At 67.9% G+C, this 24493-nt stretch carries 26 protein-coding genes and 1 pseudogene; 14 read left to right on the plus strand and 13 right to left on the minus strand.

The features are described from left to right. Positions 1-86 precede the first annotated feature (86 nt). The 6 genes from ACTOQ2_RS40195 to ACTOQ2_RS40220 form a co-directional block, all read right to left on the minus strand. A complete protein-coding gene (locus tag ACTOQ2_RS40195; RefSeq protein ID WP_440106704.1) occupies positions 87-737 on the minus strand; it encodes an arsenate reductase ArsC in 651 nt (216 codons plus the stop codon). Between the two features lie 576 nt (positions 738-1313). Then, positions 1314-2681: a M28 family metallopeptidase gene (locus ACTOQ2_RS40200; protein ID WP_440106706.1), complete on the minus strand. Its 1368-nt coding sequence runs from the start codon at positions 2679-2681 to the stop codon at positions 1314-1316. 344 nt (positions 2682-3025) lie between these two features. Continuing rightward, positions 3026-3163, minus strand: a complete 138-nt coding sequence (locus ACTOQ2_RS40205) for a hypothetical protein (protein ID WP_440106708.1) — start codon at positions 3161-3163, stop codon at positions 3026-3028. 319 nt (positions 3164-3482) lie between these two features. Next, on the minus strand, positions 3483-3830 hold the full coding sequence (locus ACTOQ2_RS40210; protein ID WP_440106710.1) for an ArsR/SmtB family transcription factor: 348 nt from the start codon (positions 3828-3830) through the stop codon (positions 3483-3485). Between the two features lie 9 nt (positions 3831-3839). After that, positions 3840-4997, minus strand: a complete 1158-nt coding sequence (locus ACTOQ2_RS40215) for an MFS transporter (protein WP_440106712.1) — start codon at positions 4995-4997, stop codon at positions 3840-3842. An 89-nt stretch (positions 4998-5086) separates the two neighbouring features. After that, positions 5087-5767 carry an FAD-dependent oxidoreductase gene (locus ACTOQ2_RS40220; RefSeq protein ID WP_440106714.1) on the minus strand — a complete coding sequence of 227 codons (681 nt, stop codon included), beginning with the start codon at positions 5765-5767 and terminating at the stop codon, positions 5087-5089. A 642-nt stretch (positions 5768-6409) separates the two neighbouring features. Here ACTOQ2_RS40220 and arsM point away from each other — a divergent pair. Beyond that, positions 6410-7171: an arsenite methyltransferase gene (gene arsM, locus ACTOQ2_RS40225; protein WP_440106716.1), complete on the plus strand. Its 762-nt coding sequence runs from the start codon at positions 6410-6412 to the stop codon at positions 7169-7171. On the opposite strand, the gene ACTOQ2_RS40230 is transcribed toward arsM, so the two are convergent. Further along, entirely contained in the window at positions 7168-7503 is a 336-nt protein-coding gene (locus ACTOQ2_RS40230) for an ArsR/SmtB family transcription factor (protein WP_440106718.1), read from the minus strand. The two genes, arsM and ACTOQ2_RS40230, sit on opposite strands and share 4 nt — an antisense overlap. A gap of 65 nt (positions 7504-7568) precedes the next feature. On the opposite strand from ACTOQ2_RS40230, the gene ACTOQ2_RS40235 reads away from it, so the two are divergent. The 6 genes and pseudogenes from ACTOQ2_RS40235 to ACTOQ2_RS40260 all read left to right on the plus strand — a co-directional run bounded on the left by ACTOQ2_RS40235 (position 7569) and on the right by ACTOQ2_RS40260 (position 12475). Further along, positions 7569-8648, plus strand: a complete 1080-nt coding sequence (locus ACTOQ2_RS40235; protein WP_440106720.1) for a flavin-containing monooxygenase — start codon at positions 7569-7571, stop codon at positions 8646-8648. Between the two features lie 2 nt (positions 8649-8650). After that, positions 8651-9514, plus strand: a complete 864-nt coding sequence (locus ACTOQ2_RS40240; RefSeq protein WP_440106722.1) for a hypothetical protein — start codon at positions 8651-8653, stop codon at positions 9512-9514. A gap of 193 nt (positions 9515-9707) precedes the next feature. Then, positions 9708-10079 (plus strand): annotated as a pseudogene (locus ACTOQ2_RS40245) (hypothetical protein); the annotation flags it as partial. A 339-nt stretch (positions 10080-10418) separates the two neighbouring features. Further along, positions 10419-10550, plus strand: a complete 132-nt coding sequence (locus ACTOQ2_RS40250; RefSeq protein WP_440106724.1) for a hypothetical protein — start codon at positions 10419-10421, stop codon at positions 10548-10550. Positions 10551-10892: 342 nt separating this feature from the next. Next, the gene (locus ACTOQ2_RS40255) at positions 10893-11159 is read left to right on the plus strand and encodes a hypothetical protein (protein WP_440106726.1); all 267 of its coding nucleotides are present in this window, start codon (positions 10893-10895) and stop codon (positions 11157-11159) included. Beyond that, complete coding sequence (locus ACTOQ2_RS40260; RefSeq protein ID WP_440106728.1) at positions 11156-12475, plus strand: MFS transporter; 1320 nt, start codon at positions 11156-11158, stop codon at positions 12473-12475. Before ACTOQ2_RS40255 ends, ACTOQ2_RS40260 begins: the two co-directional genes overlap by 4 nt. Before the next feature lie 552 nt (positions 12476-13027). Here the strand turns inward: ACTOQ2_RS40260 and ACTOQ2_RS40265 are convergent. Both ACTOQ2_RS40265 and ACTOQ2_RS40270 read right to left on the minus strand, forming a co-directional pair. Further along, on the minus strand, positions 13028-13552 hold the full coding sequence (locus tag ACTOQ2_RS40265) for a DinB family protein (RefSeq protein ID WP_440106730.1): 525 nt from the start codon (positions 13550-13552) through the stop codon (positions 13028-13030). A 7-nt stretch (positions 13553-13559) separates the two neighbouring features. Beyond that, the gene (locus ACTOQ2_RS40270; protein WP_440106732.1) at positions 13560-14036 is read right to left on the minus strand and encodes a hypothetical protein; all 477 of its coding nucleotides are present in this window, start codon (positions 14034-14036) and stop codon (positions 13560-13562) included. A gap of 15 nt (positions 14037-14051) precedes the next feature. Between ACTOQ2_RS40270 and ACTOQ2_RS40275 the strand changes: the two genes are divergently transcribed. The 5 genes from ACTOQ2_RS40275 (at position 14052) to ACTOQ2_RS40295 (ending at position 17971) form a co-directional block, all read left to right on the plus strand. Beyond that, complete coding sequence (locus tag ACTOQ2_RS40275; protein WP_440106734.1) at positions 14052-14339, plus strand: hypothetical protein; 288 nt, start codon at positions 14052-14054, stop codon at positions 14337-14339. A 244-nt stretch (positions 14340-14583) separates the two neighbouring features. Continuing rightward, positions 14584-15993, plus strand: coding sequence for an FAD-dependent oxidoreductase (locus ACTOQ2_RS40280; RefSeq protein ID WP_440106736.1), 1410 nt, complete (start codon positions 14584-14586; stop codon positions 15991-15993). Positions 15994-16017: 24 nt separating this feature from the next. Next, positions 16018-16269: a hypothetical protein gene (locus tag ACTOQ2_RS40285; RefSeq protein ID WP_440106738.1), complete on the plus strand. Its 252-nt coding sequence runs from the start codon at positions 16018-16020 to the stop codon at positions 16267-16269. Between the two features lie 263 nt (positions 16270-16532). Next, entirely contained in the window at positions 16533-16877 is a 345-nt protein-coding gene (locus tag ACTOQ2_RS40290; protein ID WP_440106740.1) for a metalloregulator ArsR/SmtB family transcription factor, read from the plus strand. Between the two features lie 14 nt (positions 16878-16891). Next, the gene (locus ACTOQ2_RS40295; RefSeq protein WP_440106742.1) at positions 16892-17971 is read left to right on the plus strand and encodes an ArsO family NAD(P)H-dependent flavin-containing monooxygenase; all 1080 of its coding nucleotides are present in this window, start codon (positions 16892-16894) and stop codon (positions 17969-17971) included. Positions 17972-18520: 549 nt separating this feature from the next. Here the strand turns inward: ACTOQ2_RS40295 and ACTOQ2_RS40300 are convergent. From ACTOQ2_RS40300 to ACTOQ2_RS40315, 4 genes are all read right to left on the minus strand, one after another. Then, a complete protein-coding gene (locus ACTOQ2_RS40300) occupies positions 18521-19774 on the minus strand; it encodes a GNAT family N-acetyltransferase (protein WP_440106744.1) in 1254 nt (417 codons plus the stop codon). Beyond that, positions 19764-20120 carry an ArsR/SmtB family transcription factor gene (locus ACTOQ2_RS40305; RefSeq protein ID WP_440106746.1) on the minus strand — a complete coding sequence of 119 codons (357 nt, stop codon included), beginning with the start codon at positions 20118-20120 and terminating at the stop codon, positions 19764-19766. Before ACTOQ2_RS40305 ends, ACTOQ2_RS40300 begins: the two co-directional genes overlap by 11 nt. Before the next feature lie 75 nt (positions 20121-20195). Next, the gene (locus ACTOQ2_RS40310; protein WP_440106748.1) at positions 20196-20504 is read right to left on the minus strand and encodes an ArsR/SmtB family transcription factor; all 309 of its coding nucleotides are present in this window, start codon (positions 20502-20504) and stop codon (positions 20196-20198) included. 362 nt (positions 20505-20866) lie between these two features. Beyond that, a complete protein-coding gene (locus ACTOQ2_RS40315) occupies positions 20867-21208 on the minus strand; it encodes an ArsR/SmtB family transcription factor (RefSeq protein WP_440106750.1) in 342 nt (113 codons plus the stop codon). Positions 21209-22420: 1212 nt separating this feature from the next. On the opposite strand from ACTOQ2_RS40315, the gene ACTOQ2_RS40320 reads away from it, so the two are divergent. Together ACTOQ2_RS40320 and ACTOQ2_RS40325 are read left to right on the plus strand one after the other, a co-directional pair. Then, positions 22421-23284 (plus strand): amino acid kinase family protein, encoded by an 864-nt coding sequence (locus ACTOQ2_RS40320; RefSeq protein ID WP_440106752.1) that lies wholly within the window; start codon positions 22421-22423, stop codon positions 23282-23284. A gap of 128 nt (positions 23285-23412) precedes the next feature. Further along, complete coding sequence (locus tag ACTOQ2_RS40325) at positions 23413-24006, plus strand: cupin domain-containing protein (protein ID WP_440106754.1); 594 nt, start codon at positions 23413-23415, stop codon at positions 24004-24006. The last annotated feature ends 487 nt before the right edge of the window (positions 24007-24493 follow it).

The raw sequence follows: 24493 nt of genomic DNA on the forward strand, positions 1-24493 counted from the left end.
TCCATCGGACCTCCGGGGATAGATGCTTATCGAAGTCATGCTCTGTCCATATTGACAGACGTCTATGAGTGCTCGGTATGCGGAGGTCAGCTGACCGGCACGCCGAGCTCGTCAAGGAGGGCGCGCACCCGGCGCTCGATCTCCTCGCGGATCGGACGCACCTCCTCGGCGCTCTTGCCCGCCGGGTCCTCCAGCTCCCAATCCAGGTAGCGCTTGCCGGGAAAGATCGGGCAGGTGTCCCCGCAGCCCATGGTGATCACCACATCGGCGGCCCGGACGATCTCCTCGGTCCACGGCTTGGGGAACTCCCGGGAGATGTCGATGCCGCGCTCGGCCATCGCGGTGATCGCGGCCGGGTTGATCTCCGTGGCGAACTCCGAACCGCCCGACCAGCCAACCGCGTAATCGCCGGCCAGATGGGAGAAGAAGCCCAGCGCCATCTGGGAGCGGCCGGCGTTGTGCACGCACAAGAACAACACGATCGGCCGCCCGTCGCTTTTGCCCTCGACGCGAGCCAGGGCGTGCAGCCGCTGGCGGGCGAAGCGCTCGGCCAGCAGCGGCAGGAAGTTGGCCACCGCGGCGCGGGTGGCGAACTGGTCGTAGCTGGTGTGCAGGAATCGCTCGATCGTCTCGACCGAGAAGGTGCCGGCGAACTCCTCACCCAGCCTGCGGGCCGCGGTGGCGATGGCCAGCTGCTGGTCGATGGTCAGGTCGTCGCGTTTGTCGGTACTGGTCATCGCTGGCTCCCAGAGCGTTCGATATGGAATCGACGAGCGTCTAATTCGACTCACGCCGATATTGACATCTACCGATCCTGATATGGGTAAACGGCGAATGAACAGCCGACGTGCATCTTTGCCCAGCCCTGGGTGGGAGGGCAGCATCGGCCCGTGCCACGGGCGGGCGCGGCTGGAGGTCTTGACGCTCTGGGCGTCGATGAGGCAGGCCGACGGCTCGGGCCGCGCGCCTCAGGCCACGAGAGCTCGGTCGCCATCACCGGCGAGCAGCCCAAGGTGTCGACCATCCCTTAGGCGTGTGGGCCTATGACGTGGTCAACACCGTGAGCCGTGGGCGCGCCTGTCCGTTCTTTTTCGGCAAGGGGTACTGAGGACTGCAAACTCGATGATCCCTCAGGCCAAAACATCGAGGTCGCGCGGACCGTTCGCGGTGAGACCGGTGTCCTTGTTGAAAACTGATCGACGAGCTCGACACCCGACGACCCGCCCCGGACCACCCGGACCTGCACAGCCCGCTGGAGTCGTCTACCCAGATATCTGGACTTAGAGAGCCCAGGTTCCGCAGGGTGCCGCCGTTCAGGGCCGGGGTGCGACGGTCAGCAGCCACACGGTGGCCACCAGCAATCGCGCGGCGGCCATCAAGGTGTCCGGCTCGACGCGCTCGGGGGTTTCGGCGGGGGTTTGGTAGCCGGGCATACCCATCCCGATGCCGATCGCGGCCAAACCATGCGCGGCGTAGCGGCGGTTGTCCGACGCCATCGCTCCGGCCCGCAAGGCCACCCCGGTGCGGCGCCCGGCCTGGTCCAAGGCGGCCAGCAGCCCATGGGCTGGGCCGCCCGCCTCGACGGAGGCGGCCTGGTGCAGTTGCGCGGCCCCGTCCAGGTTGATGACCTGGGTGCCCGGCGCCACGGCGGGGGCGTGGTGGGCCGAACCCCATGCGCCGCTCTCCTCGGCGTCCAGGAAGGACACCGACAGATCCACCGGCGCTCTCAACGAACCGCGCAGGACGCGGGCGGCCTCCAGCACCGCGGCCACCCCGGAGGCGTTGTCGGCTGCGGCGGGCAGGCGGCGATCCGGGTCGTCGCCCACCCCGTCGAAGTGCGCGCTCAGCAACACTTGCGGCCCACCTGCCGGCCCTGCCCCTGTTACTTCCTCATCCGGCGTGTTTGACGTGATGGGCAGGTGGGCGTGGACGTTGACTCCCTCGGCGCCGACCGACCGCAGTGGCATCGACGCCGTCACGTTCACCTGCCCCGCGCCGAGGGCGCCGGCCAATTGCCGGTGCAGGTCGGGGCGCAGTCCGATGACCGCCACCGCGCGCCGGGTGGGTCCGGCGATCATCTTGGGCATCCACCCCTCGGCGTCGGTGCCGCGGACCATCAGCACGCCGAGCGCGCCGCCGGCTTCAGCGCGCCCGCATGCCTGGGTCCAGTCCTCGGCTGAGGCCAGCACCCAGCGGCCGCCGAGGTCGGCCGCCTCCGCCCCCACCAGTGGCGCCGAGCGCGGCTCGGGCACCTCGGCCGAGACCAGGTGCTCGACGAAGTCGCGGCGATGCTCCAACGTCCGGACCGCCGCATCGGTGCTCCAGCTCAGCACCGGCGTGCGATACAACTCCCGTACCTCGGCGACGTCGAACGCATCGAGCCGCACCTGGGCGCCCAACCCGCTCAGCTGCTCGGCGAGCCAGGAGGCCGCGGCCCGTCCGCCGGGGGTGCCCACCCGTCGGCCCGCGTAGGCCTCGCCGGCCAGGTGTTCGACGCAGGCGAGCATCCGCTGCGCGCTGACCTGCTCCAGCGCGGCCGCCAGGCCGAAATCCTCGACCACCTCCGCCGCCACCGGCGGTGAGGCCGCAGGTGGGGTGGAGGGCGGGAAGCTCATCCGCAGCACCCGGCGGCGGCGCCACCGGCCGAGGGAGTCGCCACGGCTGGTGCCTGCCCGCAGCATCCGCTCTGAGCCGCCTGCTCGGCCTCAGCCGTGCTTCCGCAACACGACACCGCCGCGGTGTCGGCAGAGGCGGGCGACGTGGTGGCGGCAGGGGCGGGACTTCCGCAACATCCTCCTGCCGCGGGCGGGGCGAAGGCCTCCTGCAGGTTCCCGATGAATCCGCCCGCGCTCTGATCGGTCATGGCATGCTCCCCTTTTTCGGGTCGACGGCAGGCGTCGCACAGCCGCGAACCCCGTTCGAATTTGACGTTTATCTAAGTAGAGGCAGCGTCTCACTCTGATTAGAGGAATGTCAAGATAGACTCTAATCTAATTAGGGAAGTCTCGTCTCGGCGCACAGTGATTCAGGACGCATCGCGGGCGATGTCGTTGACGGTGTCACAGGTGACTTGGGAGACGGCCTCGTCCGGGTATGTGCGCATGATCATCCCTAGCTGAGGGCGGGCCTTGGCGGCGATCTCGGCGGCCAGCTCTTTGGCCACCTCCCGGCCGAGGTACGGGGCGGCGCGATCCAGCTGTCCAGCGGGGGGTCAGGCTCCACCACGGCGTAACCACGGCCCGGCGCCAGCGCGTCGGGCCGCGTCGGGCCGCGTCGAGGCGACGATCACACCACCGACACCGCTACCGGGGGCCACCTCACCATCACGAGCGTTGCGGGGACATGGGGAAGAACGCACCGCTCAACGTCCTGCTCCTCGGGTGGTGAACACTGAAACTCCGGTAGGAGGGCGAGCCGCACCATCGGGTGTGGCTCGCCGGCTCATTGCCGGTCGGCCGGTTACGCCATGAGGGTTTTCACGCTCACACGCTTGCGGGCTCGGCCATCGGGGTGAAGAGCGCTCCCAGCCGGGCCACGGCCGCCGGAACGATCGAGTAATAGACCCAGGTACCACGATGCCTGGAATCGATTAGTCCGGCCATCCGCAGCACTTTGAGATGGTGGGAGATCGTGGGGGCACTCAGGTCGAAGGCGCCGGTCAGGTCGCACACGCACGCCTCGCCGTCCGCGTGGGAGCCGATTATCGACAACAGGCGCAACCGGACCGGATCGGCGACGGCCTTGAGCATCGTCGCGAGCTCGGCCGCGCCGGTCTGTGACAGTGACTCACGGACGATCGGCGCGCAGCACGGGATGGGAACGGTGGTCATCACGACTCCTTAAGTCGGTACTTGGCTGAGTGGCAGGCGATGGTAGGCCGTCAGGGCGAGCGCGGCGGCCAGACAGGCTGAGGCGACTGTTGTCATCACCGAGCCGTATCCGATGAGTTGCGTCAGCGCTACGGCGCTCAGCGGGGCGGTGGCTCTGGCGGTGATGGAGAAGAACGCGATGCGCCCGGCAAGGCTGGCGTAGGCGATGGTGCCGTAACGGACGGTGAGCAGGTAGGGCTGAGTGATGGCGTCGATGCCGAAGCCGAGCCCGAACAGCAGCACGCAGCCGATCGCGCCCGGCACGCTGTCGCCGACCAGTGGCAGCAGGAGTGCGCCGATCGCCTGCAAAGTGAAGATCACCGCCGCGACGATCGCGGCTGGCAACCGGCGTTGCAGGCCGGTGGTGACCAGCCGTCCGGTCACCGATAGCACCCCGAGCAGTCCGGCGACGCCCGCGGCGAAGATCGGGGAATGGTCGAGGTGGACGAGGTAGGTGATCAGCAAGATGGCGATAGTGGCCACCGCGCCGCTGTGCGCGGTGAAAGCGATCACCAGCAGCCAGAAGGGCCGCGCCCGGACCGCAGCACGGACGATTGTGGTCCGCTCTCGAGAGAGGGCCGCAGCTTTGACGGGTGGGTGAGGGCGGTGGCGCAACACGAAGGCGTGCAGGGGGATCGCGCTGAGGCCATAGACCAGAGCCAGGACGACCAGGGCGTGGCGCCAGCCGTAGGACTCGACCAGCAGGCCGGTCAGCGGCAGGAAGATGGAGGAGGCGAATCCGGCGACGATGGTGAGGGCCAGCAGCGCGTTGGCCCGGCTCGTGCCGTCGAACCAGCTGACGATGACGGCGAAGGCGGGCTCGTACAACACCATGGCCGAGGCGATTCCGACCACGACGAAGACCGCGTACAGCTGGGGCAGGCTATCGGCTCGCGACCAGGCCAGTACCGCCAGCGTGCCCAGCGCGGACCCGGTCGCCATGAGCCCGCGACCACCTCGTGCGTCCACCAGGCGGCCGACCAGCGGAGCACATAGCGCGCTGATCAGCACCGCCAGGGTGAACGCCGCCGCGACCTGAGTGCCGCTGCCGACCAGATCGCGTTGCATCGGAGCGAGGAAGACGGAGAAGGCGTAGTAGAGAACGCCGTAGCCGATGGTCTGGGTCACGGCCAAGGCGGCGACGATCCGCCGGCCTCGGCTGAAACGTGGCCGACCGCTGCTCCTCGCCACGAAGATGGCGGCTTCGGTGGTGACGCTCACCCGCGTGCCTCGGACAAGGCGATCGGCCGGCGTCCATACGTCGTGGTCGTCCGATCCTCGGCGCAGGGGTCTTTGACGATGAATCCTTGGGAGCACAACCTGCGGGGCAAGGAGCCGGCCCTCGGAGCGATCGCGAGGTCGAAACCCGGTTCGCCGTTCGGCCTGCGGGCGGCGTTCAGCGTCCCACGGTGACAGATGAGCCCCAGCGCCTTCTTCCGGGCCACGGCGGGACATGCCCTGGACATTGCGGACTCCTTTGCGGTGGGCGGGTGCGGCTCAGCCGTAGCCGCCGGTGGTGACCTGCGGCAGCGGGGTGGCGAGCAGGCCGCCGCTGATGCCGGTGGCCGGCCGACGCGCCGCTCCTGGGCCTCGGCCGGCCCCGAGGAGCACATGCCGGTCTCGGGCAGGTCGAGCTGGACGTCATGGGCGGCCTCCCGGTCGCCGACGATGGCGACGACCTGCTTGTAGCCGGTGGCCATCAAGGAGGTGAGCGAGGCGCCGATCCACCGCCCGGCCTCGATCAGCGCGAAGTCCAGGCCGCGCTCGGCCAGATGAGCGGCGGCGGCCAGGCCGACCGGACCCGCTCCAACAACCGTGACGGGCAACGCGCCGGGCGCGGCGTGCGCCATGATCTGTTCGAACGGTGCAGCGGTGGTGCCGCAGTGGTTGTCACTCATGATCGCTTCCCCTGAATTCGTCTGGTGATCACCGGATTTCAGTGAAGGAGCGGCGGTCCGGGGACCGTCCGTAGCGGCGCTCACGCGGCAGTTCGTGTCACAGGCCTTGCCACGAGCCTCCTCAACGGCGAGGTCGGCGCTGGAGTGGAACTGGTGAGGCAGAACGTGCCCACACATCTCTTGCTTAGAATATTGTCTAATCAGTAAGCGGAGTCACCCTACTAATTAGAGGTTTGTTAAATTAGATAAACACCTAATCTGAAGGTGCGTTCGGGTCGGGCCGCGGCCACCTTTTGCCTGGGGAGGCTCGACGGGAGGCGGTGTGTCGATCGGTCGTACGCTGGTCTCGGCATTGGCGGCGAAAGCACTGAAGCCGGCCCCGGGCGGCGATTCCCTTCTCCGCAGACGAACGTCTTCCCCATCGAGGCGACGCGCCGCAGCGACATCTCCGCCTCCTGAATGAAGTCTCGCCTTCAGCGGGCTCGCACCAATGGCGGGCGCCCACCGCCGGATCCCCTGCCAGCCTGCGGCGATCTCCGCGATCTCCGCGATCCCCGCAGACGGGCCACGCTCTTGCCATCCTTCGATCGGTGAGTTGCTATTTAGATAAAGCTCTCATCGGTGACGAGCAGGGAGGTTGTCATGACACAGCTCGACGACCTGCGCGAACAGGTCAGAACGCGCTATGCGGCCGCGGCTCGGGCCGTTACCGCCGGCACGCCTTCGGGATGTTGCGCGGACCGATGCGGTTGCGATCCCAGTGATCTTGAGCCGATCTTGTTCGGTAGCGGCCTGTACGGCACGGACGAATGCCAGGCTCTGCCCGCCGACGTGGTCGCGGCGAGCCTCGGCTGCGGCAACCCCGTCGCGGTAGCCGACCTCCACGACGGCGAGACCGTCTTGGATCTCGGCTCCGGTGCAGGGCTCGACGTTCTGTTGTCGGCCCGCCGGGTCGGTCCTACCGGCAAGGTCTACGGCCTGGACATGACCGACGAGATGATCACTCTGGCCGAGGCCAACGCGGCCAGGGCCGGTGCCGCCAACGTCACCTTCCTCAAGGGCGCCATCGAGGCCATCCCGCTGCCCGACCGCACCGTCGACGCCGTGATCTCCAACTGCGTGATCAACCTTTCCGTCGACAAGCCCGCCGTCTTCGCCGAGACCTTCCGCGTCCTCAAGCCCGGCGGCCGGCTCGGGGTCTCCGACGTCGTCGCCGAAGACCACCTGTCCCTCGCCGACAGGGCGGCGCGGGGCGACTACGCCGGCTGCATCGCGGGAGCGGTGTCCGTCAAGGAGTACCGCGAGGGCCTGAGTGCCGCCGGATTCGTCGCCATCGAGATCGTCCTCACCCATCAGGTGGCCGACGGGATGCACTCGGCGATCGTCCGGGCGCTCAAGCCTTAGCCGCAGGCGGTGTCCGGTGCGCACGCATCCGGCGGGCAGCACGCCTGCAAGCTGACCTGCAGGTCGGCTAGCGCCTGGCCGATCCGGCCGGGGTCGGCCCGGTAGTGAACGGTCTTCCACTCCCGCCGCGAGGTCAGCATCCCGCCGTCGCGCAGCATGGCCAGGTGGATGGAGGCAGCCGACTGGGCCAGTGACATGCGTTCGGCGACTTCGCCGACGGTCAACTCGATCCCACCGGAGAATAGCATCAAGATCTGCTGACGGGTGTCGCTGGCCATCGCCTTGAGCAGGCCGCGCGCCGCATCGCTCAGCTCGATCGAACTCGACGTCATAGTCATAGCATCACCCCTCCAGCATCATATTGTCATTTTCGAAAATGACAATATGATGCTGGGTCATGGACACCATCGTCATCGGCGGCGGCCAATCCGGCCTGGCCGCCGCCCGCGCCCTGCTGGACGCCGGCCTGACCCCTGTGCTGCTCGAAGCAACAGACCAGGTCACCGGCTCCTGGCCGCATTACTACGACAGCCTCACCCTGTTCTCTCCCGCCCGCTACAGCTCACTGCCGGCCATGCCCTTCCCCGGCGATCCGGACCGTTACCCGCACCGCGACGAGGTCGTGGACTATCTGGCCCGCTACGCCCGTGACCTCGGCCGCCTCGGCGCAGACATCCGCACCGGCGCCCGCGTCGTCGCGGTGGAGGGAGGCGAGAGGGGCGAGGAGGGCTATGTCGTACGGCTCGCCGACGCCACCACCCTGAGCGCCCCCAGCGTGATCGCCGCCAGCGGCTCCTTCGCCAACCCCAATCTTCCCGCCCTGGAAGGCCGGGCGGACTTCACCGGCGACATCCTGCACGCCGCCGGCTACACCAGCGCCACACCCTATGCGGGCAGGCGGATCGTCGTGGTCGGCGCCGGCAACTCAGCCGTCCAGATCGCCTACGAACTCGCCGAGACCAGCGCGGTAACGCTCGCCACCCGCGAGCCGATCCGTTTCGTCGACCAGCGCCCGCTGGGCAAGGACCTGCACTTCTGGTTCTCCGTCACCGGTTTCGACCGCCTTCCCGCCCGCCTGGTGAGCACCCCGCCCGGTGTTCCCGTCCTGGACGAGGGCCGCTACCGCCGGGCGCTGCGCCAAGGCCGCCTGAAGCGGCGTCCGATGTTCACCCGTTTCGACGGCGACCACGTGGTGTGGGCCGACGGCAGTCGCGAACACGTCGACGTGGTGCTGCTGGCCACCGGATACCGGCCACACCTGCATTACCTGGACGGGCTCGGCGCGCTCGATGACAGCGGCTACCCCCGTCATACCCAGGGCCTGTCCACCACGCATCCCGGGCTCGGCTTCCTGGGCTTGGAATGGCAGCGCACCCCCTCCTCCAACACCCTGCGCGGAGTGGGCCGCGACGCCCGTCACCTCGCCCGGAAACTGAAGGCCCACCTGGAGACACAGCACTCTCGAGCGGGCGCGTAACGGTGGACGGCTCCCCGACGGTGACGATCGCGCTGGTCGTCCTGCTGGTGGCGACCATGCTGACAGTGGGCACCGGTCTTACCGGCTCCGCCTTCACCGGCCTGCTGCGCCGCCCGCTCGCACTCGCGCTCGCGTTGACGGTCAACGTCATCGTGATCCCGGCCGCCGCCGTCATCTTGACCGCCTGGCTGCGGCTGGACGGCCCCATCGCCTACGGGCTGATCCTGGCCGCCGCCGCACCCGGTGGAGGAACCGGTGCGCTGCTGACCTACCACGCTCGCGGGGACTTGGCGTTGGGGGTGAGCCTGCAAGGAGCACTCGCCGTCCTGGGCCTGGTCGCGGTGCCCGCCTGGAGCCTGGCCGCCCCCTACGACGGTGCCGCAACCGGCGGGGGCGGCGGCGCGCAGGTCGTCGCGACCCTGCTGGGACAGTTGATTCCCGTCACCGCCGGCATGCTGTTGCGAGCCCGCAAGCCGCTGCGTGCCGACCAGGTGGCCAAGGTATGCCGCCATGTCGCCAACGTGCTGCTGATCACGATGGTGATCTACATCTTCGCCACCACCGCCGACCAACTGGCCGACATCCCTTCACCCGCGTTCGCCGCGTTCGCCCTGCTGGCACTGGGCTCGTTGGCCTCCTACGCCACCCCCGGGCTCCTCACCTCACCCGCCCGGCGGGCGGTGGCGATGACCACGACCGTACGCAACCTGTCGCTGGCGCTGCTGGTCGCCGACTTGGCCGCCGACCCTGGTCAGGTGAGCGTGACGGTGCTGGCCTACGGACTGGTCATGTACGCCGCCGCCGCACTCGCCCTCATCCCGCTCCGCCGCTCCAGCCGCGACCTCATCACCGTTTCCCGCCGGTAGTAACCGCCTTGTCCGAAGAGGACCACTCATGATGGATCCCATCCCCGCCGCCGTCCTGCCGGTCGCGGTGATCGGCGCCGGGCCCACCGGCCTGGCCGAGCGCCGCCTGCCCTTCGTCGTCCTCGAAGCCGGTACCGGCGCCGCCGCATCGGTACGCCAGTGGGGACATGTGCGCCTGTTCAGCCCGTGGCGCTACGGCCGTGCTCCGACCTTCCTGCTGGCCACCGGGTATGAGCAGGCTCGTTCGGTCGTCGCCGCCCTGGCCGGTGACTGGGGCAGCGCGCGGGAGGTCCGGCTGGAACTGCCCGAGACCGGTGTGTGCTCGGCGACCTTGGGCGTGCGGGCGATCGCCGAGAGCTTCGGCCTTGCTCCGGACGTGCCGGCCAAGCTGATCGCGGCGGCCACCCGGCACCTGCCGGCGCGCCCCAGTGCCGCCGATGCCGTCCTGGCCGCGGCCGCCGAGCTGGGCATCGAGTCCGCCGCCGCACTGCGACTGGCCGCGTTCACCTCCGAGCAGTTCGGCGAGGCCCCGGTGGCCGCCGTGCCACGCGGTGCAACTCGTTGATCTGCGGCGCCACATCCAGAAAAGGTGGCGATGCCGGAGGCTTCGCCACCTTTTCCGCGCGAGGCCGTCCCCTTTCAGGCATGCGGACGTTCTGTGCCGCCACAGGTGCAAAAAACCACGGACCCCTGCGAACACTGTGCTCTGGGTGCCGACGTCAGTAAGGAGAGGCGTTCCCGGCCGATCTTCGGCTGGGGGAACGACTCATCTGGACAGACGTCGCGCTCGAAGAAGGATCCGTCCCGTACCTCTCCAATTGAACTACCAGTTGATTTGACAAGCTTCTAACTAAAATGACAAGGTGAAATTTGATTAGACACTTTTCGAAACATGAGGTGTGAGATGCGTTTCCCGTTTCGCCGTCCGGCCTCGCTGAACACCTCCTTCGACGAGACCACCGGCCAGGTCCGGGGTCGCGCCTGTCGCGCCGAAGCCGTGATGGAGCGCGTCCCCACCCCCTGGCCGAACCGCTGAAGCCGGTGGCAGGCAATCAACCATGAGCGGCAGGCGTCCCCGCCCGGCGGCCGCCGGGCGGGTCGGGCGGAAGACTCAGACGGCCAGGCCATGCCGGGACGCCCCGTCGCCGACGGTGCTCGGCGCAGATCCGGTCAGCCCGGCCCGTGCCATGTATTCGGCCAGGTATGAGACCAGCATTCCGATCCACAGGCCGGTTGTCAGATCAGGGTCTCGGCCGCCTGGCGTGGCGGAAACGCAGCGGACGCAGGCTGGCTGCTCGCAGGCACCGAGCCATCGACAACCATCTCGCCTCACCGACGGCTGCCGTGGCGGCTGAACCGCACCCGAAAGGACGTGTTCATGCCCAAGGAACTCCTCACCGCGATGTTCAAACAGGCGCCGCACCTCATCTGCGGTCACGGCCCGCCGACCTGCCACCGGATCGGTGAGCATCGCGTCGCCCGTCGCGTCGACGTCGATTCCAGCCATGCGTCGGCCCCCCGGATGGCCACTGCCGGGGCCGGGCGGTTTCAGGCCTCGAACCTCGTCCTCGGTACCAACTGCGGCACGCGGACAAGCACACCAGGCGGCCAGGAGCCGATCACCTGCCCGGCCCGGTTCACATGAGCCCTCTTGCGCAGGCAGACCAGGCCACCGCCCGAGCGGAAAACGGCGGCCGAGCCGGTTTCACTGCCCGACGGATCGTCGCCGTCCTGGCTCTCACCCAGACCATCGGGTACGGCGTGCTCTACTACGCCTTCTCGGTCTTCCTCACTCCCATGAGCCGTGATCTGGAGGTCGGAGGAACACAGATCACCGTCGCGTTCACTTTGGCGGTGCTGACCACCGCGCTGTGCGCGCCGCTGGTCGGCCGCTGGCTGGACGCCCACGGCGGCCGGGCTTTGATGAGCGCCGGTTCGGCCCTTGGGACGCTGGCGGTGCTGGCCTGGTCAAGGGTGGAGACCCTGCCGCAGCTGTACGGGGTGTTCCTGGCCATCGGTGCCGCCTCGGCGATGGCGCTGTACGAGCCCGCTTGCGCGCTCATCGTCAGCTGGTTCGATGACCCCGCCGGTGGTCCCTCCGCCAGCCGAAACCGTGCGAACGCACTGCTGGCGCTGACCGTCGTCTCCGGGTTCGCCTCCTCGATCTTTCTCCCGTTGACCGGCCTGCTGGTCCAGCATCACGGCTGGCGCCATGCTCTGATCATCCTGGGGATCGGCTACGGGGCGACCGCAGTCCCGTTACATGCCCTGGTACTGCGCCGTCCCCGCTCCGCGGTGACGGCGGCCAAGGTCGCCACATCGGTCCAGCGGACCGGCCTGGTCAAGGCGGCGGCGCGAGAGCGCCCATTCTGGCTGCTGGCCACCGCTTTCACCGCACACAGCGGCGCGGTGGCCACCATCGCCATCTTGCTGATCACCTACCTGATCCACCTCGGTCATCGCCCGGTCTTCGCCGCGGCCGTCGCCGGTCTGCTCGGTGTGCTGTCGGTCACCGGCCGCTTGGTCACCACGGGACTACGCCGCTGGTGGCCTGCGGCCCCGGTCGTGGCAGCGATCTTCGCGGTACAGGGCGCCGCCGCGCTGCTGCTGCCCCTGGCGGGCCGGACCGTGCCGGGCGCGATCGGCTGCGTACTGGGCTTTGGGATCGGCTTCGGCGTGGGAACCATCACCTTGCCCCACCTGTTGGCCGAACGCTACGGCACCGTCGCCTATGCCAGCCTGTCCGGACGCATCGCCCTGTTCTCCATCGCCGCCAAGGCCCTCGCCCCGCTCGGCGCCCTGGCCTTAGCCCTGGCTACCGGGTACGGCTGGGTGATGGCCGCCGTGGCGACCGCGTGCGTGATCGCCACGGCGGCGCTGACCGCTTACCATCGCCTGTCGCTGAGGCGGCCCTTCGATCAGGAGGCGGTGCGGGAACCGCGGCAGGAGACATCATCATGACGTGCGTCACCCCCACCACGAGACCGCAAGGCCGTGCTGCACGGTGTTTCTCCCACCACACATAGTCCTACGGCACGGTCGGGGACATCTTCTCAGGCCAGCTCGGCGCCCCTGACTCGTTACGTTCGCCACATCACCGGGTCAAGGTGATGCCGGGCCTCTCCCGCCGAAGACGTACACGCCCCGCGAACGCCCTGATCCAGACAGCCGAGTCTTGCTGAGACCACGAACCACCAGCACGCCATGGCGCCACGTCGCGAACATGCTCGTGGCGTTATCAACGCAGGTCAAGACAAGTGTCAATGACGAAGCGCTCAGAAAAACCGAACCGGTGTGAACGCCGACCAAGATGATGCGGGCGAGCCGACGGCGTCGCCGAAAAGGGGTCGCCGACCCGGTGCCGCCTGCCGCGACCGGCATGCCGTCACGTTTGCCGCAGCCATGACAGGCGTGGTGGCCACCGAATCTCCGGTTCCGAGCCGGGAGGCGGAGATCACCGAATACACCGTCGGCGGCCTCGCACCTCGGCCCGCAGATCTTTGAGCTCTCATCTCATGCCCCGGTGGCGCCGTCGATCCGTTGGCGCAGCAGGTCGGCATGACCGTTATGGCGTGCATACTCTTCGATCATATGTAGATACACCCATCGAAGGCTCATCTGGACCTGCCGACGCGTGTGGTAGAAGGTCTCCTCCAGGGAGCGCCCGGCTACTGCCGTGCGGGCCAGTTCGGTCTCACGGGCGAAGACGTCGAAGTCCGCTTTCGCGTTGGTGGCGTCGACATCGTCGAAGTCACCGTCGGGGTTGGTGTCGGGGTCGCAATACAGGAAGTCGACCGGTTCACCAGCCACCCGGCGCCGAAACCAACTGCGCTCCACCTCGGCCATGTGACGCACCAGACCCAGGAGGGTCAAATTCGACGGTTCGATGCTGCGCCGTGTGAGCTGCTCAGGGGTCAGCCCGGCGCATTTCATCGCCAGGGTCTGCCGGTGGTGATCGAGCCAGGCTTCCAGGAGGGTGCGCTCATCGGCGACCGGCGGCACATCGGCTCGTGTGCCCTGCGGAGCAGTCCAGTTCATCGAACCATCATGCCCGCGTTGCGGGAAAACCGACGTCTCCTGCCCCGATACGGGCCGCAACAACCGGGTGCCGGATCCGGCCGAGCAGTACCTTCCGACGATCCACACGTTCCAGAGGGCGGGAGGCGGCCGAGTTGTGGTTCCGGGCTGTTTGCGGGCCCGCCGATGGCCAAGGCGGTTCCGCGACATTGTTGATTGTCGGCGGCAGTACCGAAGACGGGCCTGCAGATCGCGAGGGCAGCGGTGACGGTGTGCCTGTCGGCCCGCTAAGCACGATTTTGCTCTCCTCGGGAGAGGACGCGATGCCGCCGCGTTTGGGTTCGGCGAGCTGTTCGGAGGCGCACGGTTGTCCTCTGCCGATGAGCTCGGCGACCTGGCCGACCGACAGTTCGCCGCCGCGTGTGAACAGCGGCACGATGTGCTGGCAGGCCGGGCTGGCCGGCACTTGAAGAAAGGCATGGACGGCCGGGCTGAGCTCGATCATCTCCGGCTCGCTCGTGTGTGCCGTGCAGCACGTCGTCTCTGCTGCGCGAACAGGTGGAGCCTCGACATCCGGCGACTACCGAGCCTGCGATACCTGCGCCCGTTGGGGGCGCTGGCCGTCGACGGCTTCCCCCTGCACCATGGCGGCAGTTCCACCACGCATCCAGGCTTGGTCTATCTGGGACTGGAGTTTCAGCGCTCGTTCGCCTCCAGCACCCTGCGCGCAGTCAGCCGGGATGCCGCCTACGTCGTCGGCCCCTTGGTCGCACACGCGAGCAACGCTCCAGCCGCCGTCGGCCTGTGATCCGGCCGCTTTGACCCATCATTGATTTGACATGCTTCTAAGCAATGCGTCATGATGGCTATTGCTTAGATGGACTTCTATCCAGGAGGGTGTGATGTCCACTCCGCCATCCACATCGTCCAGGAGCGAACGTCTGCCTTGATCGGGCCCGCTCGCCGAGGTGACGCCCCTGCGGCGCCGTCGAGCGGACCGCCTTGCCCCTCTCGCCCATCTCCACCCACGACGCGTATTCAGGAGAAGAGTCATGAGTGACAACTGCTGTGGCCCGTCCGCAATCGAGATCGAAGCGCCCGTCTCCCCTTCTCAGAGCGGCCAGCTGCCGATCGTGGTGATCGGTGCGGGCCCGGTCGGCTTGGCCGCCGCGGCCCACCTGGCCGAGAGGGGCCTGGACTTCCTGGTGCTGGAGGGGGGCCCTCAGGTCGCCGCCTCGGTCGCGCGATGGGGTCACGTGCGGGTGTTCAGCCCGTGGAAGTACAACATCGACGCCGCAGCTCGCCGCCTGCTGCAGGCCGACGGCTGGAGTGCGCCCGATGAGGACTGGCTGCCCACGGGCGCCGAACTCGTCGACGACTACCTCGCACCACTGGCCAAGCTGTTCGATGCCCGGATACGCCTCAACGCCACGGTGAGCGCGATCAGCCGCCTGGGTTATGACCGGGTCCGCACGAACGGCCGGGAGGAGGCGCCCTTCCTGCTACGGCTCGAGAACGGTCAGGAACTCCAGGCGCGGGCGATCATCGACGCCTCCGGCACCTACACCAGCCCCAACGTGCTGGGCGCCAGCGGACTGCCCGCTCACGGTGAGCAGACGGTGGCCGAGCGGATCGACCATGCCCTGCCCGACGTGCTCGGCACCGACCGTGAACGCTATGAGGGCAGCCACGTCCTGGTCGTGGGCGCGGGTCACTCGGCCGCAACCACTTTGCTGGCCCTGGCCCAGCTGAAAAACACCCCCATCACCTGGGCGATCAGAGCGGGCAGCGCAGGACGGACCTACGGCGGCGGCGACGCCGACGCCCTGCCCGCCCGCGGCGCACTCGGCACCCGGTTGCGGGCCCACGTCGACTCGGGCCGGATCCACTTGCTGACCGGTTTCTTCACCCACACCGTGGAACGGGACGGCGACCAGGTACGCGTGGTCAGCCGCGACCCGTCCGGCGCCGAGCAGACGGTGCGTGCCGACCGGATCGTCAGCGCCACCGGCTACCGCCCCGACCACTCGATCGCCGGCGAACTGCGTCTGGACACCGACCCGATCCTGGGCGCCCCCCGGGCACTGGCGCCGCTGATCGACCCCAATGCCCACTCCTGCGGCACCGTGCCCGCCCACGGCGTCGACGAGCTGGCCCACCCCGAAAGCGGGTACTACGCCGTCGGTGTCAAGAGCTACGGCCGCGCCCCGACCTTCCTGATGGCCACGGGCTATGAGCAGGTGCGCTCCGTGGTGGCCGCGCTGGCCGGCGACTGGGAGGCGGCTCGCGAAGTGCGTTTGGAACTGCCCGACACCGGCGTGTGCTCCTCGAATCTCGCCGAGGCTCAAGAGCAGCGCGTCGGCCTGGCCACCGGCATCAGCGGTGGTCTGCTGTCGGCCCCGCTCCAGCTGGCTTCCGTCTCGGCCACCGGCTCGGCTTCTGAGGGCGGCTGCTGCGGCTGAGCCGCCGACCGGGAAGGACCTGTGATGTCTGAGGGATATCCCACCGCGGCGCAGAAGGAGGCCTTGCGCCTTATCTGTGACCACGGCCCGCTGGACACAGACCAGCTCGGCGAGTACCTGATCGCCGCCCGCCACGCCAGCACCAATGCCGGCTACGCCCCGGCGATCGCCCGCATGGCCGGCACCCTCATCTGGCGGTTGCACGCCCAGGGGTTCATCACCGAAGCCGATGACGCGTGGATCACGACAGCCGACGGCCGTCTGATCGTCTGCTGACGATGAGCTCAGCCACCTCGTAACGCACAACGCCGCCGCCTCCGCTACGCGGAGCGGCGGCCGTCTGCGCTGCGGCACGTAGATCACCGCCGTCCCGGTTACGGCTCAGGCCCTTCAGGGCCGGTGCGTCGCAGTGAGAAGCGACAGCACCGGCTCAGATCACGGGTTTCCTTTGGGATTACCGACGCACTCATGGTGGGACGTTCACTGTTTGCCCGCTATCGCCTATAATTTCGACCAATGTCGAAACAAGGAGCCGCGGGATGACCCCCACCGTCCGGTGCTGTGCACCGATCATGCGTGAGCCGCTGAGCAGGAGCGAGGCTGCTGATCTGGCCGTGTTGCTCAAGGCGGTCGCCGACCCGGTCCGGTTGCGGTTGCTGTCGATGATCGGTTCCCATCCCGGTGGTGAGGCGTGTGTGTGCGACCTGACCGATACCTTCGATCTGACCGCTCCGACGATCTCCCATCACCTCAAGGTGTTGCGGGTGGCCGGTCTGATCGACAGCCAGCGGCGTGGCACCTGGGTCTACTACTGGGTGGTGCCGGAGGTGGTGGCCCGGCTGGGTGAGCTGTTCGCCTCACCCGCCACCGCCCAGAGCGTGTAACCGGCTTGGGTGCGGTGATCGGCGCACCGCGACTCGTCGACGTCCTGGTCATCGGCGCAGGGCAGGCCGGGCTCGCGGCCGGCTACCACCTCCGCCGCGCTCAGGCCGACTTCGTCATCCTGGATGCCCAATCCCAATCCGGCGGCGCCTGGCGACACGCATGGCCCTCCCTTCGCCTGTTCTCTCCCGCCCGCTACAGCTCACTGCCCGGCCGGATGATGCCGCCCTCGCGCAGCGGCGACTATCCCGACGCGGCCGATGCCGTCGCCTACCTGACCGACTACGAACGACGCTACGACCTGCCGGTGATCCGGCCGGTGACCGTGCACAACGTGCGGCGCGGCGACGCCTGCCTGCGGGTCGAGACCGACGCGGGAATATGGCGCGCCCGCATCGTGATCAGTGCGACCGGAACCTGGTGGCGCCCCTACGTGCCCTACTACCCCGGCATCGGCGACTTCACCGGCCGCCAGCTCCACACCGCCGACTACCGCGGCCCCGAGGCCTTCTGCGGCAAGAACGCGGTGATCGTCGGTGGCGGCAACTCGGCCGCGCAGATCCTCGCCGAGATCTCCACCGTCGCGCGGGCCACCACCTGGGTCACCCGGCGAACCCCCCGGCTGCTGCCCGACGAGGTGGACGGCAAAGCGCTGTTCGATCTGGCCACCCGCCGTCATCACGCCGCGCTGGCCGGTGAAAGCGCGACCGGAATCAGTGATCTGGGTGACATCGTCGCCGTGCCCGCGGTTCGCCAAGCCCGCGACCGGGGCGCGCTCAAGGCCGAGCCGATGTTCAGCCGGATCACCCCGCACGGCGTCGCCTGGAGCGATGGCGCCGAGCTGGCCTGCGATGTCATCGTCTGGTGTACCGGCTTTCGGCCCGCCCTGGGCCATCTGGCTCCGCTGCGCCTACGTGGCCCCGAAGGCGTGATCCCCACGACGGGCACCCGCGCCCTCGGCGAACCCCGCCTGCATCTGCTGGGCTACGGCGACTGGACCGGACCCGCCTCCGCCACCTTGATCGGAGCCGGCCGTACCGCCCGAGACACCGTCGCCGAGGTCATGAAGCAGGTGAGCGAGGTTTCCGACGGCTGACATCGTGCGAGCGCCCTCTCACCGTCGGCCGCTGAGGTCACGTCGACGGCCAGGGGCGTGGATATCTCCCTCCTGGGTGATCCGCTGGCGAGCGGCCTGCTGAAGGGCATCCCAGGGGCTGCCCGGCGGCGGGGTGTGGGCGAGGTCGAGGTCGGTGATCTGCGCGACGGTGATGCTTGTGGTGGATGCCCGCGGCCAAGGCGTCAACGCGTTCGGCCACCTCGGGCGCCGAGGTGGCCGAACAGTTACGCGCCGAGCAGATGGCCGGTGGACCGGTCACCGGTCGATCGCGTGCGGATCGGCGTCGCCTCCGGATGGTAGGCCTGGTGGTTCTCAGCCGTACTTTTCGATAATCAGCGGGGCGCCCCCGTCTCAGTGGCCTTCCGGTCACCTACGCCGGTACCTGGTGCCGACCACGGTCTGGTCCGCCCGATCCGTGACGAGATCCGTACCCGGGCCAAGTGCGCGGCCGGTGCGGCGCTTGGCTGCGACCGGCAGCGGCATCACCACCGAGACTCCTGCGGCAATGGTTACCCGGCGAAGCAGTGATCAGAGTCCGGCGACCGCGCTGCGCCGTTCCATCATGATCACGTCACGCCAGGTGCCGTGGTGGCGTCCGACGCGCTCGCGGGTGCCGACCAGGCGAAAGCCGAGTGCCTGGTGCAGGGAGAGGCTGGCGGTGTTCTCCGGGAAGATCCCGGCCTGGATCGTCCAGATCCCGGCGTCCTCGGATCCGGCGATGAACGCGCTCAGCAGGGCGCGGCCGATGCCGTGGGCCTGGCAATCGGGGTGGACGTAGAGGCTGTGCTCGACGACTCCGGCGTAGACCGGGCGCGCGGACACCGGTGAGGCGGCCACCCAGCCAACGACCTGGCCGGTGTCGGTGTCGACGGCGACGTAGCGCAGGCGCGCGAGCCTGCCCGCGGTGAAGCCCTCCCAACTGGGGGCCGTCGTCTCGAAACTGGCCTGGCCGCTTTCCAGGCCCGTCTGGTAGATGGCCAGCACCTGCTCGGCGTCGGCCTCGCGCATCGGCCGGATCTCCAGTCCCGGCGAGATCGCGGGTTTGACCGCCTGGACGATGGCCGAATGCACGCCGTCGCCGTGATCGGCTGTCAGGGTGATCGAGGTGGCCACGAACCCGGCCGCGGCCAGCAGAGCCCGGTATTCAACGATGGTGAGGGATCCGGCGACGCAGCCCACCCGCTGCTCGGTGGACGCGCGTCGCTGCGCCTGGGTGGCTTCATCAGTGGCTTCGCCGGTGAGGCTGTCGGTGACGACGTCGCTGATGCCCAGGCGCCCGCCGGGCCGCAACACCCGGAAGGTCTCGGCCAGCACAGCGGCCTTGTCGCTGGAGAGGTTGATCACGCAGTTGGAGATGACGACGTCGACCGTGTAATCCGCCAGCGGGATCGCCTCGATCGCGCCGCACAGGAACTCGACGTTGGCCGCGCCCACCTCCGCGGCGTTGTGCCGGGCGAGGGCGACCATGTCGGCGCTGGCATCCAGGCCGTAGACCTTTCCGTACGGTCCGACGCGGCGCGCCGACAGCAGAACGTCGATGCCGCCTCCGGAGCCCAGATCGAGCGCGGTCTCGCCCGCGCGTAGCTCGGCGACGGCGACCGGGTTGCCGCAGCCGAGACTGGCGCGCAACGCGCCCTCAGGCAGCCCCGCGGTGTCGCTGTAGCCGGCCGCGCCGAAACGGCCCCGCTCGAACGCATCCGAGCCGCAGTCGGCGATGATCTCACCGGCCACCGCCGCGCGAGCCAGGCCCGAGTAGCGCTTGACGACTTCCTCATGTGCCATGGCGTGTTCCTCGGTCGGGAGCGGGGGCCATAGGGGCAGGGTTGCCCATCACCACGTCGGCGGCGGTGGGAAAGCAGCTCACGCACTCTTCGTTGATCCGGTACAGGCTGGAGGTGCCCTGCCGCTCCACCAGGACGAACCGTACCTCCGACAGGATCTTCAAGTGGTGCGACACCGTCGACTGGCCGATCCCGACGGCGGCGACGATCTCCCCGACGCTCATCGGCTCGCGCCGCCGGGCCAGCAACGACACGATCTGGATGCGCGTGCCGTCGGCCAGCGCCCTGAACCAGCCCGCATACTCCTCCGCAGCCTCGCGCTCCAACGGCCCCGATTCCCGATTCATCAAAAATCGACGATAGTCGATGGATATCGGGAGGGCAACCCCCCTTGATCTCGCCCAGCCGTCACGTCCCGGGAATCACTCGATGTCCGCGGCGGGTGAGGCGAACAGCTCACCCAGCCGGGCCACCACCTCCGGCACCACCCAGTAGTAGACCCAGGTGCCACGCCGCTGGCTGTCGATCAGACCGGCCACCCGCAACACCTTGAGGTGATGGGAGATCGTCGGAGCGGTCAGATCGAAGGTATCGGTCAGGTCGCACACACACGCCTCACCACCGGGATGGGAACCGATCATCGACAGCAACCGCAACCGGACCGGGTCGGCGACCGCCTTGAGCAACACGGCCAGATCAGCAGCCTCGCTCCTGCTCAGCGGCTCACGCATGATCGGTGCACAGCACCGGACGGTGGAGGCGGTCATGACGTCGGTCCCCTAATTCGATGGCTACCTAAATTTTACGCGACGGTAGGCGATTGGGGCGAACGCGCCGAGAACGCAGGAAGCGGCCACAATGCACATCACCGCAGTAAAGCCGACGATCTCCACCATCACCACCAGAGGTGCGACGGCTGTGGCCATGGTAACGGGCAGAGTCATGGCCCCGCTGACACCTGGTGTAGGTGGCGTGCCGTACGCCGGTCGGCGGGTGGTGGTCGCCACCGCGAAGCCGAGACCGGACGGGGCTACCGGGACGAACGCGCCGGAACCATTCGGGACCAGAGGAAGGAATCTTCCCTCGCGGCCGGTCAGGCCGGGACGGGGACGGTGATCAGAACAGACAACTCGGCCAGGGTCTCGGGGACCAGCCGGTAATACACCCAGGAGCCGCGCCGCTCGGAGGCCAGCAGGCCGACCTCTTTGAGGACCTTCAGATGATGGCTGATGGTGGGCTGGGAGACGTTGAAGGCGTCGGTGATGTCGCACACGCATGCCTCGCCACCGGCGTAGCTGGCCACGATCGACAGGATGCGCAGCCGCACCGGATCACTCAGCGCCTTGAACACCCGCGCCACGGCGGCGGCCTGCGCGACGTCGAGCGGCTCGCGGGTCAGCGGCGGACTGCAATCCAGCAGTTCCAACGGCTCCATCGATCCCTCCCTGGAGAAGTCAACCGAAGCGGACTCTCACTCATATTGGCACAGGTCTATTTATCTTCAATGCGGTTTATCGACTTGCCGGGCGGCAGATACACCGAAGTCACCGGCAGGGCACGCACCTGGCTGTTCGGCCACGTCGCGGGATCGGGCACCCCTTCTTGCCGTTCTTGCCGTTCTGTTCACCCGGTTCACGGTTCAGGTGACGCCCTTTCGAAAGCCCCGGCCAGACTCCATCGCAGTCCATCGTGACCACAAGGGCGATCTCCCGTCCCGGGCGTGGAGAACTCGAGGTGCCGACGCCGGCCCTGACGGCGAACCCGATGCCGCCGGACCAGACGATCACGCCACCGCTCAGGTCTCGGGACCGGCTGGGGCGCATGATGGACAGCGCGACGGTCCGCCTGGTGCTCCTCGGGGAAGCCCGGCGCACCGGCGCCATCGGCGCCCCGTGGCTGCGGTCCGGCTCGTCACGTTCAAGCCGAACAGGCCAGTGAATTGCGAGCCACACGCTGAACACGGCCTGTTTCTGCAGCCATTTATTGCTTGACGGGTGGCATCAGGGGAATGCGGAGATCGGCTCATACACCACGTTCGCAGGATGTGATGGCTGGCGGCCTGGCCCCTCCGCCGATTCAAGGGGAAGACGCCTCCCGCCGACGCCCGCGATCTTCGTGCCGGGAAGCCGGCGGCCGATGCACAGGAGGACCGAAACTCCGAAGCCGGTAACCGCGGCGGCCCCGGCGGCGGTGTCTTCGTCGCCGCCGATCCCATCACCAGCAACAACAACCCCACGAGCTTCTGGAATAACTCACCCGCCTACAGCTCCTTACGCGCTCGCGCGATGCCGATAAAACCCCTCGCTCACCTGTGCAAAGCCCGGATGGCACCACCACCTCTCTGATTACAGAGCGAATTATCTCCATCACCCTAGGTTGCAATAGCCATTACTGTTGTCAATAATAGATATTATAAGGTGACCAGAATGGCCGTACACCACGCATATAGATAAGAGTAAATTTCCTACTCGCAACCTCTAGACGCCGCCATTTGGAGCCGCTAACGTACGAGAGAGAAAAGAGTAAGATCAACAGTAAAGCCGAGATGGCCACCTCCTCACGGCCGCTCGCCTGACCATTCGGTCAGCTTCCGATTAATCTTTCCGGAGCGCAGAGGACGATAACGTTGAGCAGTAGCCCCGTTGTCATGGAAGAAAACAGACGGCACGCACCCGAAACTCCCGACAGGAAAGGGCAAGAGCAAATCCTCGCCATCAAAGTCGGAGGAAGCCTCTTCTCCGACAAGAGCATCGAGGGCAGCTTGGACAGGGCGGCCATCGCCGAATACGCGCACGTGATCGCCAACCTGTTCAAGAGCAACCGGGGACGCGTCGTCTTCATCTCCGGAGGCGGAGCCGTCGGGCACGGCGCGCTGCGCGACATCAACGGGTCCGATCCGTTCGGCTGCCTTCCCCTGACCAAGGCGCTCGCGGACGTCAGATGGGCCTGGACCGAGGCCCTGGTAGGCGAAGGGGTCCGGGCACTGCCCCTGCAGCTCGGGGCGATGTCGGCGCTGAACGGGGACGGCACGTTCTCCGTCAGGGCCGACACCGTCCGAGACGTCCTGGCGAGCGGCGCGCTTCCCGTCCTGTCCGGCGACAGCGTCCTGGGAAGCGACGGCGCTTTGTACGGCCTGTCCAGCGATCGCGTCCCGGAGTTCTTGATGCGCGCCCTGAAAGTCCCCTTGCGGGTGGTGAGCTTCACCGACGTGCCGGGAATTCTCCTGGATGGACCCAACGGCAAGGAAACCCTCAGATACGTCGACCCCGGCCAGCCGGACGAGGCCTACAACGCGCTTTGGGCGAAGAGCGAGTGGGACACCACCGGCGGCTTCAAGACGAAGCTGGATGCCCTTATCAGCTGCGCATCTTCGGGCGCAGAATGCTTCATTCTTCAGGGGTCCGCGCATGACGCGGAGCGCCGATACCTTCTCTCTCCGTACAGCCAGTGGCCGAAAGACGTTCACTGCACCCGAATCGCGCTTCCGGAACCGGAGGCGCACCAAAGCTGACCCGGCAAAGGAAAGGGGGCAAGCGGGAATCGGAGAACCTTGCATTCGGGTGAATGCTGCCTCCGTACAGATTTACCAGCACAAAAGACCGATGACCGTCTCATCGAAACTGCGTCAAGGAGATTCACATGACCATCGCACCCGCCCTGGAAGAGACCTACGGCCAGAAGATCAGGGCTCGCAGGGAGCACATCAAGATGGACCGCGACGCCTTCGCGGGGGCCCTGGGAGTGACCCCCGACGAGGTCACCGCCCTTGAGGAGAACAGCGGCGTCCTCACCCTCGACAGACTGACCTCCATCGCGAGCGTGCTCGGCACCTCGCTGCCCGAGCTCACCCCGGAGTTCGTCAGCGACCTCGACGGCGGGGTCCGCTACCAGCTTCCGGGTGACAACCCCGTCATCGAGGGGCACCGGGGCGACACCGAGTACTACACCTACAACTGCCTGGTGCGTACCCGGACCGTGCCGAAGCTGGTTCCGCTCCTGCTGGAGGTGAACGTCGACGACCCGGAGAAGGCCGCCTTCAACGTCGGGCACGACGCTCACGAGGTGATCTACTGCATGGAGGGTGACATTCACCTGAAGTGGGGCGACAAGGAGAACCCGAAGGAGGTCACCCTCCCCCAGGGAAGCAGCTTCTACATCGCCCCCGGCGTCCCGCACACCCTGACCACGACCAAGGGCTCGGGACCGGGCAAGGTCATCTCCATCAACTTCTGATCGATCAGAAGTTGATCAGCCGGCTCCCCGGCGCCTCGGGACCTCTCCCGAGGCGCCGGGGAACTCACCCCCCACGCGTCATCTCGCCGGTGATGTCCTACCGGATTTTGCTGCGTTCACGGCCGCTTCCCAGCGTGCGGTTCGCCGACATTCCGTGATCAGCGGCGTTGGCGCCCATCGCGCGGCGGTTCGGGGTCGTGTGGCGCCCCGGTCGTTCATCGCGGCGAGTCCCCACCCGCCATTGCCGCCGGTCACCCCGCCTGGTGAGACCGGGACCGGATAGTGACGGCGCGGCCTCCATGAGCCTGCGGGCTGTGCGGCGCGCCGCACGACCGGAGCACTGAGGCCCGGCGGCACCGGCCGCGAAGCAACCGGGGAGAAATCGGCGGTCGGCACCCCACGACCACAGGTCCAGCAGGTCCAGCGGTGTCCCGGTCGTAGAGCGGCTGGGATCGGCGGGTTTCCCCCCTTCAAACGGCCCAGGTCA

This window comes from Streptosporangium sp. H16 (assembly GCF_051918855.1).
Taxonomy (GTDB): Bacteria; Actinomycetota; Actinomycetes; order Streptosporangiales; family Streptosporangiaceae; genus Streptosporangium.

Excerpts from the sequence above, each read along its gene's own strand:
- ACTOQ2_RS40280 (WP_440106736.1), top strand. The coding sequence starts at position 14,584 with ATGAGTGACAACTGCTGTGGCCCGTCCGCAATCGAGATCGAAGCGCCC.
- ACTOQ2_RS40260 (WP_440106728.1), top strand. The coding sequence starts at position 11,156 with ATGAGCCCTCTTGCGCAGGCAGACCAGGCCACCGCCCGAGCGGAAAAC.
- ACTOQ2_RS40265 (WP_440106730.1), bottom strand. The coding sequence starts at position 13,552 with ATGAACTGGACTGCTCCGCAGGGCACACGAGCCGATGTGCCGCCGGTC.
- ACTOQ2_RS40195 (WP_440106704.1), bottom strand. The coding sequence starts at position 737 with ATGACCAGTACCGACAAACGCGACGACCTGACCATCGACCAGCAGCTG.
- ACTOQ2_RS40220 (WP_440106714.1), bottom strand. The coding sequence starts at position 5,767 with ATGAGTGACAACCACTGCGGCACCACCGCTGCACCGTTCGAACAGATC.
- ACTOQ2_RS40290 (WP_440106740.1), top strand. The coding sequence starts at position 16,533 with ATGACCCCCACCGTCCGGTGCTGTGCACCGATCATGCGTGAGCCGCTG.
- ACTOQ2_RS40310 (WP_440106748.1), bottom strand. The coding sequence starts at position 20,504 with ATGCGTGAGCCGCTGAGCAGGAGCGAGGCTGCTGATCTGGCCGTGTTG.
- ACTOQ2_RS40210 (WP_440106710.1), bottom strand. The coding sequence starts at position 3,830 with ATGACCACCGTTCCCATCCCGTGCTGCGCGCCGATCGTCCGTGAGTCA.
- ACTOQ2_RS40250 (WP_440106724.1), top strand. The coding sequence starts at position 10,419 with ATGCGTTTCCCGTTTCGCCGTCCGGCCTCGCTGAACACCTCCTTCGAC.
- ACTOQ2_RS40255 (WP_440106726.1), top strand. The coding sequence starts at position 10,893 with ATGCCCAAGGAACTCCTCACCGCGATGTTCAAACAGGCGCCGCACCTC.
- ACTOQ2_RS40230 (WP_440106718.1), bottom strand. The coding sequence starts at position 7,503 with ATGACGTCGAGTTCGATCGAGCTGAGCGATGCGGCGCGCGGCCTGCTC.
- ACTOQ2_RS40305 (WP_440106746.1), bottom strand. The coding sequence starts at position 20,120 with ATGAATCGGGAATCGGGGCCGTTGGAGCGCGAGGCTGCGGAGGAGTAT.
- ACTOQ2_RS40285 (WP_440106738.1), top strand. The coding sequence starts at position 16,018 with ATGTCTGAGGGATATCCCACCGCGGCGCAGAAGGAGGCCTTGCGCCTT.
- ACTOQ2_RS40235 (WP_440106720.1), top strand. The coding sequence starts at position 7,569 with ATGGACACCATCGTCATCGGCGGCGGCCAATCCGGCCTGGCCGCCGCC.
- ACTOQ2_RS40325 (WP_440106754.1), top strand. The coding sequence starts at position 23,413 with ATGACCATCGCACCCGCCCTGGAAGAGACCTACGGCCAGAAGATCAGG.
- ACTOQ2_RS40300 (WP_440106744.1), bottom strand. The coding sequence starts at position 19,774 with ATGGCACATGAGGAAGTCGTCAAGCGCTACTCGGGCCTGGCTCGCGCG.
- ACTOQ2_RS40315 (WP_440106750.1), bottom strand. The coding sequence starts at position 21,208 with ATGGAGCCGTTGGAACTGCTGGATTGCAGTCCGCCGCTGACCCGCGAG.
- arsM (WP_440106716.1), top strand. The coding sequence starts at position 6,410 with ATGACACAGCTCGACGACCTGCGCGAACAGGTCAGAACGCGCTATGCG.
- ACTOQ2_RS40200 (WP_440106706.1), bottom strand. The coding sequence starts at position 2,681 with ATGCTGCGGGCAGGCACCAGCCGTGGCGACTCCCTCGGCCGGTGGCGC.
- ACTOQ2_RS40270 (WP_440106732.1), bottom strand. The coding sequence starts at position 14,036 with ATGATCGAGCTCAGCCCGGCCGTCCATGCCTTTCTTCAAGTGCCGGCC.
- ACTOQ2_RS40320 (WP_440106752.1), top strand. The coding sequence starts at position 22,421 with ATGGAAGAAAACAGACGGCACGCACCCGAAACTCCCGACAGGAAAGGG.